12 protein-coding genes are annotated in these 15,329 nt (G+C 58.7%); 2 read left to right on the top strand and 10 right to left on the bottom strand.

From position 1 onward, the window contains the following. Positions 1–1,194 carry a M20/M25/M40 family metallo-hydrolase gene (locus tag Poly24_RS25520; protein WP_145102238.1) on the bottom strand — a complete coding sequence of 398 codons (1,194 nt, stop codon included), beginning with the start codon at positions 1,192–1,194 and terminating at the stop codon, positions 1–3. A 100-nt stretch (positions 1,195–1,294) separates the two neighbouring features. Between Poly24_RS25520 and Poly24_RS25515 the strand changes: the two genes are divergently transcribed. Beyond that, positions 1,295–2,158: a class I SAM-dependent methyltransferase gene (locus Poly24_RS25515; protein WP_145102235.1), complete on the top strand. Its 864-nt coding sequence runs from the start codon at positions 1,295–1,297 to the stop codon at positions 2,156–2,158. Here Poly24_RS25515 and Poly24_RS25510 read toward each other — a convergent pair. Next, positions 2,138–3,193 carry a fatty acid desaturase family protein gene (locus Poly24_RS25510; RefSeq protein ID WP_145102232.1) on the bottom strand — a complete coding sequence of 352 codons (1,056 nt, stop codon included), beginning with the start codon at positions 3,191–3,193 and terminating at the stop codon, positions 2,138–2,140. The two genes, Poly24_RS25515 and Poly24_RS25510, sit on opposite strands and share 21 nt — an antisense overlap. Before the next feature lie 323 nt (positions 3,194–3,516). Between Poly24_RS25510 and Poly24_RS25505 the strand changes: the two genes are divergently transcribed. Beyond that, entirely contained in the window at positions 3,517–4,479 is a 963-nt protein-coding gene (locus tag Poly24_RS25505; RefSeq protein ID WP_145102229.1) for a DUF3500 domain-containing protein, read from the top strand. A gap of 57 nt (positions 4,480–4,536) precedes the next feature. Here Poly24_RS25505 and phoU read toward each other — a convergent pair whose 3' ends face one another. The 8 genes from phoU to Poly24_RS25465 form a co-directional block, all read right to left on the bottom strand. Next, positions 4,537–5,259, bottom strand: a complete 723-nt coding sequence (phoU, locus tag Poly24_RS25500) for a phosphate signaling complex protein PhoU (protein WP_231753352.1) — start codon at positions 5,257–5,259, stop codon at positions 4,537–4,539. Between the two features lie 74 nt (positions 5,260–5,333). Next, positions 5,334–6,125, bottom strand: coding sequence for a phosphate ABC transporter ATP-binding protein PstB (gene pstB, locus Poly24_RS25495; RefSeq protein ID WP_145103529.1), 792 nt, complete (start codon positions 6,123–6,125; stop codon positions 5,334–5,336). 105 nt (positions 6,126–6,230) lie between these two features. Further along, the gene (locus tag Poly24_RS25490) at positions 6,231–7,448 is read right to left on the bottom strand and encodes a PstA family ABC transporter permease (RefSeq protein ID WP_145102227.1); all 1,218 of its coding nucleotides are present in this window, start codon (positions 7,446–7,448) and stop codon (positions 6,231–6,233) included. After that, positions 7,445–8,350, bottom strand: coding sequence for a phosphate ABC transporter permease subunit PstC (pstC, locus tag Poly24_RS25485; protein ID WP_145102225.1), 906 nt, complete (start codon positions 8,348–8,350; stop codon positions 7,445–7,447). The genes Poly24_RS25490 and pstC overlap by 4 nt, the downstream gene beginning before the upstream one ends. A 53-nt stretch (positions 8,351–8,403) precedes the next feature. After that, positions 8,404–9,489, bottom strand: a complete 1,086-nt coding sequence (locus Poly24_RS25480) for a PstS family phosphate ABC transporter substrate-binding protein (RefSeq protein WP_145102223.1) — start codon at positions 9,487–9,489, stop codon at positions 8,404–8,406. A 259-nt stretch (positions 9,490–9,748) separates the two neighbouring features. Then, a complete protein-coding gene (locus tag Poly24_RS25475) occupies positions 9,749–11,026 on the bottom strand; it encodes an aminotransferase class I/II-fold pyridoxal phosphate-dependent enzyme (RefSeq protein ID WP_145102221.1) in 1,278 nt (425 codons plus the stop codon). A gap of 62 nt (positions 11,027–11,088) precedes the next feature. Beyond that, on the bottom strand, positions 11,089–14,172 hold the full coding sequence (locus Poly24_RS25470) for a PVC-type heme-binding CxxCH protein (protein WP_145102219.1): 3,084 nt from the start codon (positions 14,170–14,172) through the stop codon (positions 11,089–11,091). 392 nt (positions 14,173–14,564) lie between these two features. Then, on the bottom strand, positions 14,565–15,269 hold the full coding sequence (locus Poly24_RS25465) for an SDR family NAD(P)-dependent oxidoreductase (RefSeq protein ID WP_145102214.1): 705 nt from the start codon (positions 15,267–15,269) through the stop codon (positions 14,565–14,567). Positions 15,270–15,329: the final 60 nt, after the last annotated feature.

Here is a 15,329-nt window from a genome sequence, read left to right as displayed (position 1 = left end):
CTACACGCCACTCGTCGTGCCGCAGGCCAAAGCGATCGCGACGCGGCAGGCGTCCAAATAGTCGTCGATTTCCAACGTTTCGTTTGCGGTGTGGATGTTCTTTTGGCCACAGCCCAGCGTGACCGCCGGGATGCCGTGTTTGTAGAGCCAGTTGGCATCGAGTCCGCCACCGGCCAGTTCGGTGTAGGGTTTGCGGCCCAGTTGTTCGACGGCTGCCGCAGCCATCCGGACGCTTGGGGACTTGTCGTCGATGCGGAACGAGTCGTATTCCAGGTGGGAATGGAATTCGATCTGGCCGACAGTGCCATCGGCGGCGGTGACCTGCGTGGCCGCCCATTCAAAGGCCGATCGAATTTCGTCGACGATCCGCGTTCGCATCGCCGAATCGTGGCTGCGGGCTTCGACGCGCACATTGACTTCCGGAGTGACGACGTTTGTCGCCTGGCCGCCTTGCATCACGCCGACGTTGCTGGTGCCGCGTCCCTCGGGTTTCTCGACGCGGCCGTGCCAGCCGTCGTTGTGCAGGCGAGCGATCGCGAGGCTTGCGATGGCGATCGCGCTGATCCCTTGTTCGGGAGCGACGCCCGCGTGACTGGGCCGGCCGAGGATCTTGATCTCCATCCGCTCGCCGCCGGTCGCGCCGATGGTTAGTTTGTCGACGGTGCCGCCATCAAAGTTGAAAGCGAGGTCGACGTGGCCGATCTTGCCAATGTCGAGATGCCGTGCGCCCTGCAGGCCAACTTCTTCTTGAATCAACCACGCGAAGACCAGGGGCGGATGTTCGCCTTGCAATTGAATCGCTTCGAGTGCGGCGGTCAGGATCGCCGCGCAGCCGGCGCGATCGTCGGCCCCCAGTCCGGTCGTCGGGTCGGTCGAGACGACTTGGTTGCCTTGCCGTGCCGGTTGAGCTCCTTCGCAGATCGGCACGGTGTCCATGTGTGCGGTCAGTAGGCGTGTCGGCAGTTCCGGCTTGCCAGGCAGATGAAAGATCAGGTTGCCGACGGCACCGGCCAATCGAGTTCGCGTGTTGGCATCGTCGTAGCTGAACTGAGCGATCGCGGCGCCGGCGTCGGTCAGTTCGGCGATGATCGCTTCAGAGACCGCGGTCTCGTGGCCGCTGATGCCAGGGATTGCCATCAATCGGATCACGCGGTCGACGGCTTGTTGGGTGTCCAATGGAATCGATGTCGGCATGGCAGTCGTTTCTCGTAGGGGGCGAGGGTGTCGTCTTCAAGTATTATCGATACACTAGGTCCGGTCGGTACGCCATCCCTTGCCCTTGAATTCTCCTATCGTGAACGCATCCGAATCTCCCAATCCGCCCTACTTCGATGTTCTGTTCGATCGGATCGCATCGGGCGATCACGAAGCGGTGACTGCGTTTGGCAGGCATGTTCATTGGGGGCTGTGGGAATCGAATGCCGCCGACGGAACGGCCGCCGACTATTTGCAAGCCGCCGAACGGATGTGCCAGCGGATCTGCGACGCGGCCAAGATCCAACCGCCCGCCCGAATCGCGGACGTCGGCTGTGGTTTCGGCGGCACGATCGCAAGCCTGAACGAGCGTTATCAATCGCTGGCGATGACCGGAATCAATATCGATTCGCGTCAATTGCAACGGGCCGAGGAGCTGGTGGTCCCGGCGGCGGGCAACCAAATCCAGTGGATCTGTGCCGACGCGGCATCGTTGCCGTTGGACGACGCGGGATTTGATGCCGTCCTAGCGGTGGAATGTATCTTTCACTTTGACCGGCCGCGATTCTTCGCCGAAGCGTCGCGGGTTTTGCGTCCCGGTGGCGTGCTGAGCCTCTCCGATTTTGTCCCCCAGCCACGAATGGCTGCCTTTATGGATGGCGGAGCGGGCCCGATGAGCGAAGCGATTCAGTGGACCTACGGCGACGTGGACATGTCGTGTAGCCTGGAAGGCTATGAGCAGTTAGCCGCCGAGCATGGGATGCGGTTGCTGGTCTGCGACGATGTGACGGAGCAGACGCTGCCGACGTACGACTTCTTGTGTGAAGGGGCGCGGCGCTGGCACGACCAGAAGCACGCCGAGCTGTTCCTGCAGGCGACCGGTTGGCTGCAGAAAGCGTCACGCAAAAAGATGATCCGATACCTGATCTTGAGCTTCGAGAAGCTAGCCAGTCGGGCTGGGTGATTCATCGTTCTGTCGCGGTGTCATCAGTTCGCGGATCACGCCCGCGTAGGACTTCGTCACGTGGGCGTGCTCGCGGAATTCTTCGTCCTGCATCAATTCGTTGTGCAATTTGGCGAGGTTGCAACCGGGAACCGATGGGAACAGATGGTGTTCCAGGTGGTAGTTGACGCCATGGGGGGCGATCATGATCCGTTCGCACAGATTTGGAATCACCGTTCGCGTAGCGTTCAGTTCGTGCGTTTGCTCTGTTCCCAGATGTTCCGCGGTGGCGCGTACGCGATTGATCAGGTTCAGTAGCGTGATGCCCGAGAGAACGTAAAGTGCCATCAGGGAGAAGGTGATCTGTGGCGAAATCTTGATCGCGATGGCGAAGAAGGAATAGACGAAGATCATTGACAGCACGTACAGCACGCGAGCGCGCATCGGGAACGCGGCATCAACGGGCTTCATTAAATGGTACCACGGGGCCCAGTGCTTGAAGAGGATCCAGCTGCGGTGGGCATTGATTCCCAGCAAGCTGCGAAGCATCGTGACGAAGCAGCCCCAGCGGGTTTTGGGCCATTCAAACCATTCGTGTTCTTCACGCTGTGCGGCGAGGTCTTGGTCCTCTTCGGTGTTGGCAAATCGGTGGTGGCGGAAGTGGGTGCGGCGATACAACGTGGTGCTCATCCCGATCGGAAAGGCGATGAACAGATCGCTGACGACATCGTTGACGCTGCGGTTTTTGTACAGCAGGTAATGGGCTCCGTCGTGAAGCATGACGCCGAAGGCCTGCATCCGGCTGGCGACAACAAACGCGGCGACCAGATAAACCGCCCAATGGCCGCTATAGCCGGCGGCGAGCATCGCCGCGATGATCAGCGCCCAATGGAAGACAAGGAAGCCTGTCGTTCGCCAACCGTTGATCTGCGACAGCGCACGCACGCTTTCGATATGTCGGGTTCGCGAGAATCGGGGTAACGGCAGTTCGCTCTCTGCGGTCGCTGGCCGATTTCCATCGGCCGCATCGCTCAGGATTTGATCAACGGTTCTCATCGGTCTTGGCCTAAAACGCGCTCTCTCCAAAAACAAACGCGCTTTGAGTCACGCGTAGGGTTTGGAGGCTCAGCGCCTCCCCACCCGTTTAGCTTGTTCGATTGATCCTCAATTGCAAGCAACAAACCGTTGGGGCGTGCGATTTATTCAACGTCGACGGCCTTGTTTGCGGGAACCGAGGAAGGATGGGGGCCGGCACCGATGAATTTGTGTCGGTTGCGCTCTCGATGGACCGAAAAAAGATGCAAGGCGTGAGGAGCAGCCGTAAAATAGATTCTCTCGCTTTCCCGCCTCCATCCATCCAGTTAGGAGTTCACCGTCGTATGACCAGGCAACCCAACGCCCTCGATCGTCGCTCATTCGTTCGGATCGCCAGCGCTGCCACCGTGGCAGCTCCTTTGGCCGGTTCGATCGCTCGGTTTGCTCACGGCGCCCCGGCGGCGCGGCAGCCCGCCGAGAGTGCCGTTGGTGAATTGTACGCTTCGTTGTCGGATGCTCAGCGAGGCGAGATCTGCTTCGATTTCAATCACTCCAAGCGAACCGAGATCAGCGCCAACTGGCACGTCACCAAACACAAGATCGGCGACACCTTCTACAGCGACAAGCAACGCGACCTGATCGACCGCGTGATCCGCGGCGTGACCACCGAGGATGGCTACGAAAGGTTCCAGCGTCAGATGACCTCCGACCACCAAGGGGTTCACAATTATGCGATCGCGATCTTTGGCGATCCATCGACCGACCAGTTCCAGTGGGAACTGACGGGGCGCCACCTGACGCTGCGTGCCGATGGGAACAGCGTTCCCGGCGCTGCCTTTGGCGGTCCGTTGGTTTACGGCCATGGTGTCGGAAACCCGAAACGGAGCCTGTTCGGATACCAGACAGCGGTTGCCAACGAGGTCTTCAAGTCGTTGGACGCCGAGCAATCGAAGTCGGCACTTGTGGAAGGCTTTCCCGGGGAGTGGGAGGTTGAGCTGCAGGGGAGCGAAGGGACGTTCGAAGGGGTTGCGGTCGCCGATCTCTCTGGCGAGCAGAAGCAGCTGGTCGAACAGACGCTGCGGACGATCATCGCACCCTACCGCGAGACCGATGTCGAGGAAGCGATGTCGATCTTAAATGCCAACGGTGGCGTCGATCAATTGCGAATGGCGTTCTATCAAGATGAGGACTTGTTGAACGATAAAGTTTGGGACCTGTGGCGGATCGAAGGCCCGAACCTCGTTTGCCATTTCCGCGGTGCCCCTCACGTTCACGCCTACATCAACATCGGTGTGAAGCAGGCGTAGCGGTGAATGGAAGTCGGCGGAGCCGCTCGAGGGAGTGGCTCGTCGGCCGCGTCGGGGCTACTTTCCGTTGGCTCGCGGTGTGGTGCGGCCGTGTTCTTCGGGCTTGTGGCGAATGATTTCGCCGTCGACCAAGAAAACCACATCTTCGGCGATGTTTTCGGCGAGATCCGCGATCCGTTCCAAGTGGCGGGCGGCGCTGAAGCAGTGCAGCGCCGGTTCGACCGATTCGGGATCGCGTTTCATGATCTCGCGCAGTTCGAAGATCAGTTTGCGGTTCAATTCGTCGACACGTTCGTCGGTCCGCATCACGCTGAGGGCAAGTGCGGTGTTGCTTTCGACGAACGAATCGAGCGCTCGGCTGACCATGGTCGTCGCTTCGCTGACCATCATTTCGAAGTCGTCGGGGATCGGGAACATCGGGAAATGGGTCAGCGCCTTGGCCCGTTCGGCAATGTTGCAGGCGAGGTCGGCAATCCGTTCCAGGTCGCTGTTCACTTTCAGGACCGTCGTGGTCCAGCGCAAGTCGCTGGCGACCGGTTGATGAAGGGCCAACAATTTCAGGCAATCGTCTTCGATCGCCACCTCGCGTTGGTCGACGATTTCATCCGATGTGATAACTTCGTCGGCAAGCCCGATGTCACGCTGGTATAGCGAACGGACCGATTTGTTGATCATTTGTTCGACGATGCCGAACAGCGACAGCAGATCGGATTGCAGGCGATCGAGGCTGCGCTGCAGGTGCCGGGTGCGGCGGAGTTTGTTCTTCAGTTCGTCCGACACGTTATTAACCTTCGTTGACAAGAGGATCGGTGGGGGGAGGGCTCGCGTGCGCCAGGGGCGATGTGGCGTCGAGCTTAACCGAATTTACCGCTGACATAGTCTTCGGTTTGTTTGTGTGTTGGCTTGGTGAAGACCTGCAGGGTCGATCCGAGTTCGATCAGTTTGCCCTCGAAGAAGAAGGCCGTTTTGTCGCTGCAACGCGACGCCTGTTGCATGTTGTGGGTCACGATCACGATCGAATATTGTTCCCGCAATTCGTAGATCAGGTCTTCGATCGCCAACGTGCTGGCCGGGTCCAATGCCGAACAGGGTTCATCCATCAGCAGCACTTCGGGTCCAGTTGCGATCGCGCGGGCGATGCACAGTCGTTGCTGTTGGCCCCCCGACAAACCGAAAGCAGGTCCATTCAGCCGGTCCTTCACCTCGTTCCAAACAGCGGCTTTGCGAAGTGCCCATTCGACGAGTTCTTCCAGTTCGCGACGGGAGATCCGCATGTGCAAGCGAGGGCCGAAGGCGACGTTTTCAAAAATCGTCTTGGGGAACGGATTGGGTTTTTGGAAGACGATTCCAATCTTCCGGCGCAGGTCGACGACATCGGTGCGGGCCGCTAACAGGTCGGTGTCGCCCATGTGCAGGGTGCCGCTGGCGTGGGCGATTGCAACGGTGTCGTTCATGCGATTGATCCACCGCAGGAAGGTGCTTTTGCCGCAACCGCTCGGGCCGATAAACGCCGTCACGCGGTTTTTAGGGATCTCCAGCGTGATGTCGTGCAACGCTTGGAAATCGCCATACCACGCACTGAAGTTCTTGGCGGTGATGGCGGTTTCCGTACTTTCGCCCTTCGGTTCGCTGGAGCCTTTGATCATGGCGGGGGTGGCGTCGTGTTGGGGCTTGATTGCGGCGTCAGACATTGAAAATGCAGTGTAATTTTAGGCTAGGTTCGTCGATGCACGCGACGCCACCGATCGGGATCAGCGGGACGCAAACTTCTTTTCCGCCCAGTAGCGAAGTAAGATGGCGATCGAATTCATCGTCAACAACAGGCACAGCAGGACGATGATCGCCGTTGCCGAAAGTTCCCAAAAACCGGGGTTGTCGTCGCGGGCCCAGTTGTAAATTGTGATCGGCATCGCAGCGGCATTGTCCATCAAATTTTCGGGTGCATGTCGCTTTCCGACAACGCCCCCCATCACCGCCAGCAACGGCGCCGCCTCTCCAACGGCGCGGCTCATCGCCAATATCGCCCCGGTCATAATTCCCGGAATCGATGCGGGCAACACGATCGTGCGGACCATCTGCCAGCGGGTGCATCCCAGTCCCAGTCCGGCATCGCGCATCGTGTCGGGAACCGCGCGGATCGATTCTTGCGACGAGATGATGACGATCGGAAGCACAACCAGTGCCAGGGTGAGGCCCGCCGAAAGCACGCTCTTATGGAACGGCAAACGCAGGTAATGCCAAGGGTGCTTGGCAAAGATGCTGGCTTTCGATCCGCGATAGACCGTCTGCCCCAGCACCGTGGGATCGCTCGGTTTAGTCGCCCCGCGATCGATCAGGTTGAGTTTGAAGTCACCGCCATCGGGATAACGCGCTGTGATCGGTTCTTCGATTCGCAACACGCGAACCGTCTTGTCGGTCGCGGGAATCCAGACGAAGGTTTTGGCCAACGTTCGCACTTGATAGTAACGCTGGGCGCCAAATTCCAGTTCGGCCGCCTTGTTGGCTTCGTAGGTGCCAAATAGTCCAAACATGTAGACGAATGCGGTGAGCCCCAAGATCCCGTAGACGATCGAAGGGACGCCAGCGAGGTTCGTAATGTTCAATTGAACCAAGTTGTGCAGGATGCGGAGCGTCTTGTTTCGGGGCTTGAACTCTTCCAAGAAAATTGCCGTGCCGATGCCGATGGGGAGCGCCGCAGCACCGCAGATCAGACAGATTACGATCGATCCAATGATCGCTGGCCAAAGCCCCGAGCCGTCGGGGTTGTCGTCGCGATGGACGCCGGTCAGGAAGTCCCAAGAGAGTTGGTCGACACCGCGGACAAAAACGGTCGTCAGCAGAACGATCAAGATCACGACGGCTTGAACGGCGACCAACATGCAGGCGACGCGGAAGATCTTGCTGATCGCTTGGCGGTTTTTTGCGCGTCGCGGATCGCTGGCGGGGACTTGGAATTCAGGCTGGTTCATTCGTAAGCCTCACGATATCGGCGGCGCACGAATTGTCCGATCAAGGTTGTAATGAAGGTCAGTAAGAAGAGCGTCAGGGCGACGGCATAGATCGAATAATACGCGATCGTGCCGGGGATCACGTCTTCGCTTTGGAAGACCTCAACGATAAATCCAGTCATCGTTTGCGAGGGGCCTCGTGGATCCATCGTAAATGTCGGGATCGAACCGGCGGCCAACGCGACGATCATCGTTTCGCCGATTGCGCGGGCGAATGCCAATAAGAAGGCCGACACAATTCCCGACATCGCTGCCGGTATCACCACCTTGACCACGCTGTCGAATCGCGTTCCGCCGAGCCCGTAGACCGCTTCACGCAGGCTGCGGGGGACGGCTTGCAATGCGTCTTCGGCCAGCGAACTGACCAATGGCAGGCATAAGATGCCGACCGCGATTCCCGCTGCCATCGCGTTGTAGGGTTTGAAGCCGAGCGGTTCGAGCAGCGTTGGCGTGATCACGACAACGGCAAAATAGCCCAACACGACCGTCGGCATGCCTGCCAGGATTTCAAGCACCGGTTTGAGGATCGCTCGGATCCATCGCGGTGCATATTCGCTCAAATAGACCGCGGTGGTCAGCCCCAGCGGAATCGAGATCGCCATCGCGATCAGCGTGATCCGCAGCGTTCCCAAGATCAGCGGCCAGATTCCGTATTTGTAATCGGCTTCGTTTTTCGAGCGACCGATTGTCCACTCAGTCCCCAGCAGAAAGTCGCTGAGATCGATCCGGGAGAAAAAGCCATACGATTCGGTCAACAAGATCGTGACGATGCCAACCGTGGTTGCGATCGAGAGCGTCGCGCATAGGACTAATAAAGAGACGACAAACGTTTGGTTTCGCTTGCTCGTTGCACTGGGCCGCATGCGTCGCTCACGCAACGCACTGGGCAACTCGATTGGTGTTCCACTCGACACAATTACTTTTTCAAATTTTCAGGCTTAAAGACGTTGAGGATCGATCCCTCGCGTTTTTCACCTTCAGCCGTCAGGTAATGGGTTCCGACAACGCGGTTTTCGATGTTTTGCGTCGCGGCAGTATAGACGCTTTCGGGAAGTGGTACATAGTTCGCCGCGGCGACAATTTCACGAATGTTCGTCATGTACGATTCGATGAATGTTTCGACCTCGACCTTGTCCAAAGATTCGACGTTCAGGTAGATCAACAGCGGACGGCTGAAGGGGGCGTACTCTCCCGATTCGATCGATTCGGCAGTCGGCAAAACGGCATCCCCAGCTGGGTTGATGATCGGAACCGCTTGCAGGTCCTTCTTGTTGCGTTCGTAGTACGAGTACCCGAAGTATCCAATGGCAAATTCATCCCCTGCGACGCCACGAACCAGGATGTTGTCATCTTCGTTCAGATTGATTTGCCCGTCGTCGCGCAGCGATCCTTCTTTGCCGATTACAACTTCGCTGAAGTAATCGTAGGTGCCCGATCCGGTTCCTGGCGAGAAGATCGAGATCTTCTTGTCGGGCCACGATGCATCGACATCTTTCCAAGTCTTGGCCGAATCGCCCGAGCGGAAGATCTTCTGCAGTTGGTCGACGGTCAGCGATTTGACGAAGCTGTTTTTGGGATGGACGGCGATCGTCAAACCGTCGTAAGCGACGGGGACTTCGATGAACTCCAGCCCACTTTCCTTGCAGCTATCGAGTTCCTTCTGTTTGATCGGACGCGATGCGTCTTGAATGTCGGTCTCTTTCTTGACGAACGATTTAAAACCGTTGCTGGTTCCTTCGCCGATGACCGAGATCGTGACGTCGGGATGCTGTTCGTTGAAGCGTTCTTTCGCCTGAGTGGTGATCGGTGCAACGGTGCTCGAACCCTCGACGGCGATCTTGCCGGTTAGTTGCGAGACAGCGGCGGTAGGATCGCCATCGGTAGCCACTGGAGCATCCGCGTCGGATTTTGCGGCCGGTTTGCTCGAATCGCATCCCGTCAGCGCCAGGAATCCAATGCACAACATTGCCTGGATGGTTGTTCTGCCACTTGCGTACTTCATCGTTCGTTCTTTCCGGTTTCTGGGACGTTATGGGGGACGTTTTTGGGGTTTTCGTCGATGCAAAGAGAACTGAACTTTACACCGTTGTCCCGTCAGAATGCACCCGTCGCTGCGCTAATTTTGCGTGAAGCATGCCGCGTCAGCGATGCCGGAAAACGCCGGATTGCGAGCAATTCGGTCGCCGATTTGCAATCGGCTGTGTTTCACCGAGGAGTTGTCGAACGAGGTGCTCTCCCCGGATCAAAGTTTGCCTTCAACGCTAAGTTGAAGAACTGGAGCTCAGGGCGCTCTGCTTGTCCAAGCATCGCGAGATCTGGCGAACCGCCTGACGCAATCGCTGTTCGTTTTCGACCAGCGACATCCGCAGATACCCTTCCCCAGCGGGACCAAAACCGCTGCCCGGGCTGACAGCAACGTCCCCCTTCTCCAGCAGCATCATGGCGAAATCCATCGTGCTCATATGACGCCACTGCTCGGGAACCTTCGCCCAAACGAACATCCCCGCCTTGGGTGGGTCGATCTCCCATCCGATCCGGCGCAGGCCATCGACCAACGCGTCGCGGCGACTTTGGTAGACGAGCGCCTGCTCAGCGACCGCATCTTCGGTATCGCGCATCGCCACGATCGCGGCGATCTGCACCGCCTGGAACATGCCGTAATCGTAGTAGCCTTTGATCGTTCCCAGGGCGCGGATCATGTCGGCGTTGCCAGCACAGAAGCCGACGCGCCAGCCAGCCATGTTGTAGCCCTTGCTCATCGTCGTGAACTCGACGCCAACATCCTTGGCCCCGGGAGCCGACAGGAAGCTGGGCGGTTGGTAGCCGTCGAAGCCGATGTCGGCGTAGGCGAAGTCGTGGATCACCATGAACCCATACTTCTTGGCCAGACGCACCACCTCAACGAAGAAATCGGGCTCGATCGTCGCCGCCGACGGATTGTGCGGGTAGTTGATGATCAACAACTTCGGCCGCGGCGTGAAGGTCTGGCAGGTGTATTCGACGTTGCGAAGAAATTTCTCGGGGTCGAAGACGTCCAGCGTGACGACGTTTCCCGACGCCAAGATGACCGCGTACATGTGGATCGGGAAATAGGGAGATGGGATGATTGCGGTGTCACCAGGCCCCATTAGAGCCAGGCACATGTGCGAAAATCCCTCCTTGCTTCCCAAGCAAGCGATGACTTCGTGGTCGGCTTCCAGCTCCACGTCGTACTTGCGCTGGTACTTATTGCAGACCTCGCGGCGAAGATTCAGCAAACCGTTCGATTTGCTGTAGCCGTGGTTGCGTTCGTCCTGAGCCGCTTCGGTCAGTTTCTCGACGACGTCGGTCTGCGGCGGATCCGAAGGATTGCCCATCCCCATATCGATCACGTCGCTACCGTCGCGACGCTTTTGATAAAGCATCGCGTTGATCCGCCCAAACATGTACGGCGGCAACCGATCGACCCGATTGGCAACACGAATTTGAAACGGCTCGGGTTGCGGATCTTCGGTCGATTGGTCGATTGCAGGTCCGTCGAGATTGATCTGATCGCTCATGGGCGTGGGTTCCAAATGTAGAGGAAAGTCGCGCCCATTCTCTCAAGATGTTTCCCGTTTCGCTAGGGCTGGCTCGTCTTTACAAACGAAATCACATCGGCCAAGTCCTGGCGTTTGAGATCGGTTTCCAGTCCCTCGGGCATCAACGACACACCCGTCGCTTGCATCAGGTCGATGTTGCTGCGAAGGATCACGTCTTCCTTCCCTTCAGCCCGCTTGAGCGTGATGCTGCTGGACGATTCCGCCCCGATCATCCCGGTCAGCACGCGACCGTCGATCGTTTGCACGATGTAGGTGTTGAAGTTCGGTTGGGCCTCGCGGTTGGGATCCAAAATCGCGATCAGCAGATCGGCTGTCGATTTGTTTTTCACCGATTCAAGGCTCGGAGCAACCTGGTGCCCCAGCTTGCCAACCTGGTGGCAGACCGCACATTTCTGCTTGAAGATCGCCAGCCCACGGGTCGCATCCCCTTCGAGATTCAGCACATCTTGATACTGGTCGACAACCTTGGCTCGGTCGCTGTTGACCGCTCCGGCGAACAATGCTTTGCCGCGAGCTTGCAGCTGCTTGTTCGGATGCGCCATCACCAATTGCTTCGTCTCCGCAGGCAGTTCGCCCGGCTTGATTGCCTTGGCTTCCACACTGTCCAGCAATTTTCCGAGCCACGCTGGCTTGTCTGACAGCGCGACCAGAACCGCTTGGCGGATCTGTGGGCTGTGTCCGCGCCAGCCTTCCAGCATCTCGCTGGCCAACATGTCGGAATTCAATTGAGCCATCGATTGAACAGCCGCCAGTTGCAGGCTCTGCGGGTACTGCGGATCGAGCATCGCCGGCAGAGTTTCCGTCGCGGTTTCCAAGTCGGCAAAGGCGAGCAACTGGACCGCGGCGGTGCGATCGGCCATCGATTCGTCTTCATCGGTTGCGCGATCGTTTGCTTGTTGCATCATCGCGGCAAACGCTTGAACACGAGCATCGTCGGCTGCGGCGGTAGGGATCAGCTTGGCGAACGAGCTGCCACGTCGCTTCAGCCCTTCGCCCAGCGAAGCCATCACGGTCCGTTGAACCGATGCGGGAACACCTGGCTTGGAGCATTCGCCGATCAGGTTCAGCGTGCCATCGGCTTCGGGAGTGGCACCGACGATCAGGGCTAGTTGCGAGATGATCGAAGTGGCCTGCTTCTGTTTCGCAAAGTCGGCGTCGCGGATCAGCGAGCCGGCCAATTGGTCGGCGGTGCCACCGACCGACGACATTAACGCCGCGACGACCTCAGCCGAATTGTTTGGGTTGCGAGCCAAGCGGGCCAAGCCGTCGATCGCTTTGGGATCTTTCGATTCGCCCAGCGAGAAGGCCAGTTGGAAACGGACGTGATCGTTGGTGTCGTCGCACAGCGACAGCAGGTCGTCCAAAACCGCAGGCGATGTCGCCAGCATCGGTTCGGACAATCGAATCGCATGCGCTCGCACGCGTCCTTCGGAATCTTTCAGCCCGCCGCGAACGTCGGCTTCGGTCAACCAATCGAGTCCGGCCAAGCAGTACATTGCGTGCAGCCGAGCCAGTGGCTTGTCCGATGTTTTCAGCAGTTCTCGCAATTGCGGAACGAGTGTTTTGTCCTGGCGTTCCCAGATCAAACGCTGCGCCGTTTCGCGGTTCCAGCTGTTGTCGGACGCCAATTGTTGAACCAGTTCGGCTGGCGGCAGGTCGCCGATTTTGACAACCGGATTGCGCTTCATGTCGGGGCTGACCAAGCGATAGATCCGGCCGCGATCGTTGCCGCTGGTCAGATGCAAAAACTGCTTGATCTCCTGGGGGATCGAATAGGGATGCTCGATCGTTTCGCGGTACATGTCCAGCACGTACAGGCTGCCGTCGGGAGCGTTGACGAAGTTGACGGGACGGAACCAGTTGTCCGACGACGCCACGATCTCAATCCCCTCGTCGGCACGCTTGGCGCGATAGACGACCGACGACGTGTCGACCGTCTTGCGGTGAACCAGGTTGCCGCCGACATCGCCGACAAAGGCGTTGCCGCGATAGCGTTCGGGGTAGGCGTTGCCGCGATAGATGGTGATGCCGGTTGCCGAGGTGAAATATCCGATCGGGTGTTCGGTGGGAACGGCATTCTTTGGCTTCGACGGATCCAGCGGAATGAACTCCCACTCGCCGTCTTCTTTGACAATCAGCTTGTAGCCCTTGTCGGCCGCTCGCCATTTCTGGCGAATGATTCGCCACGGTTCGGGCGGACTGCGGCGGAACACGCGGGCGCTCGCTCCATCTTGGGCGATGCTGCGGATCATCCCCGAGGCGACAAAATAAGGATTCCGTTCCAGGTAATCGCGTGGATAGACAACCTGTTGGATGTGGTCGCTGTTGCTGCAGACGAACCGCGTCCCCCAGTCGTCGATGCTGTGGCCAAACTGCGAACCGCCGGTGACCGGTTCAAATTTTTCGGTCTTCGGATTCAGCCGCAGATCGGCACCGCTGATCGGAAACAAGGGTTCGCCGCGATGCGTCAACGACATCGGATTGCGACCGGCCGCAAAATAGATTTGATTGTCCAGGTCCCACTTCAGACCGTTGGTGACCGCTTGCACGTTGCCGCGGCCAAACCCGGCCAAGATCTCTTCGCGTACATCGGCTTTGCCATCACCGTCGGTGTCTTTTAGATACAGCAGGTATTTTGGGGCCAGAACGAAGATGCCGCCGTTGTAGCAGCACAGCGATGTCGGCCAGCTGAGCCCATCGGCAAAGACGACACTCTTGTCCATCACGCCGTCGCCATCGGTATCCTCCAACATCCGGATGATCCCGGCGTCGACCAGTCCGCCCCCTTCGGGGTTCAGTTTGGTCGGCTCTTGGGAAAACGGATAACCGTGCATTTCGGCGACAAACATCCGCCCGTATTCATCGAAGCAGGCATCGACGGGGTCGCCCACCATCGGTTCGGACGCAACCATCTCCAGCTTGAAGTCGTCGGCAAGTCGGAATCCCGCCAACGCGTCAGCCGGTTCGGTGTGCGGGATCCGCGGCATGTCGGCCTTCGTAACCTTGCGTGTTTCCACGATATCGTCGGCACAGGCGAGCGGAGAGAAGGGGAGCAGCAAACTTGCCAGACAAGCAGAGCGCAGGGCGCGGCGTGAAAAACGCATTCCGGAGACATCCAAAAGGTGGGAGAGTGTCGAATGAACTTTAGGCGAGGAGCACCGCTGTCAGGGTGCTGCAGTCATTGTAGCAACGGGGGCAGCGAGGGGTAACTTTTTGTAGCCCCCGATCGACAAAAAACACCCGCACGACTCCATCGAGCCGCTCAGCCAGCTAGGCCACCAGCAGTTCATTCTTCCATAACTAAGCGACTTAATCGCGAACTCCCTTCCCGTATCATTGGCCTTGCGGACGATACGGTCACGTAATCGAATCCCCTCCCGACTTCCACCGACCGGCAATTTTGCCACGGCACAAAATTTCAGCCGCCCGCCCCCATCGAGTGCCGGGTGCCACTGGCTCGCCAGTGCTTTTTCAAGCCTAAGCTCCGAGGGGCGTACTATTTACGTAGCGACGATAGCCCGCCGTCGACTCCTAGAACTTGGCCGGTGATCCAGCTGCTGGCGTCGGAGAGCAAGAATTCGGCTGCCGCAGCGATGTCGTCGACTTCGCCGTGGCGGCCTAGAGGATACATGGCCGCCATCGCCTGACGTTTCTCGTCGGTGGCCAGCAGACGTTCGCTCAGTTGCGTTGCGGTCAGGGCCGGGGCGATGCAGTTGACGCGAACCTTGGGGGCGAGTTCGGCAGCCCAAGTGCGAGTTAAACCTTCGATCGCTCCTTTGGCTGCCGCCACGGAGGTGTGCATGGCGAGCCCCTGTTGGACGGCGACGGTGCTGAACAGGACGACGCTGGCGGAAGCTCCCGATTTCAGTCCGGCCAAGCAGGCTTGCATGCATCTAACGGCACCGACGACGTTGAGCTCAAAATCATCTCGCAGCGTCTGCTCGGTGACCGATCGCAGCGGTCCCAGGTTGATCGATCCCGGGCAGTAGGCCAAAGCGTCGATGGAATCGGGCAGCTCATCCGCCGTCGGCCCCCGCTGCGTCACGTCGAGCGGAACGTGCCGAACGCCGGGCAGATCGGCCAGCTCGCCGATGCCACGCGAAAGCACCGTCACCTTGGCCCCTCTTTCCACGCAGCGGCGGACGATCCCTGCACCGATCCCATGACTGCCACCAACGATGACGAAATTTTTGTCTTGCATCTTTCGACCAGTCCAAGAAGGGTGCCGCGTCTGTGCCTTGCGAAAGCGATGGTATCTCGC

It is taken from the genome of Rosistilla carotiformis, assembly GCF_007753095.1.
Lineage (GTDB): Bacteria > Planctomycetota > Planctomycetia > Pirellulales > Pirellulaceae > Rosistilla > Rosistilla carotiformis.
This window is presented reverse-complemented; position numbering and strand designations above follow the sequence as displayed.

Coding starts and splice junctions, on each gene's coding strand:
- Poly24_RS25480 (WP_145102223.1), bottom strand. CDS start 9,489: ATGAAGTACGCAAGTGGCAGAACAACCATCCAGGCAATGTTGTGCATT.
- pstB (WP_145103529.1), bottom strand. CDS start 6,125: ATGATCAAAGGCTCCAGCGAACCGAAGGGCGAAAGTACGGAAACCGCC.
- Poly24_RS25470 (WP_145102219.1), bottom strand. CDS start 14,172: ATGCGTTTTTCACGCCGCGCCCTGCGCTCTGCTTGTCTGGCAAGTTTG.
- Poly24_RS25510 (WP_145102232.1), bottom strand. CDS start 3,193: ATGAGAACCGTTGATCAAATCCTGAGCGATGCGGCCGATGGAAATCGG.
- pstC (WP_145102225.1), bottom strand. CDS start 8,350: ATGCGGCCCAGTGCAACGAGCAAGCGAAACCAAACGTTTGTCGTCTCT.
- Poly24_RS25520 (WP_145102238.1), bottom strand. CDS start 1,194: ATGCCGACATCGATTCCATTGGACACCCAACAAGCCGTCGACCGCGTG.
- Poly24_RS25475 (WP_145102221.1), bottom strand. CDS start 11,026: ATGAGCGATCAGATCAATCTCGACGGACCTGCAATCGACCAATCGACC.
- Poly24_RS25490 (WP_145102227.1), bottom strand. CDS start 7,448: ATGAACCAGCCTGAATTCCAAGTCCCCGCCAGCGATCCGCGACGCGCA.
- Poly24_RS25465 (WP_145102214.1), bottom strand. CDS start 15,269: ATGCAAGACAAAAATTTCGTCATCGTTGGTGGCAGTCATGGGATCGGT.
- Poly24_RS25505 (WP_145102229.1), top strand. CDS start 3,517: ATGACCAGGCAACCCAACGCCCTCGATCGTCGCTCATTCGTTCGGATC.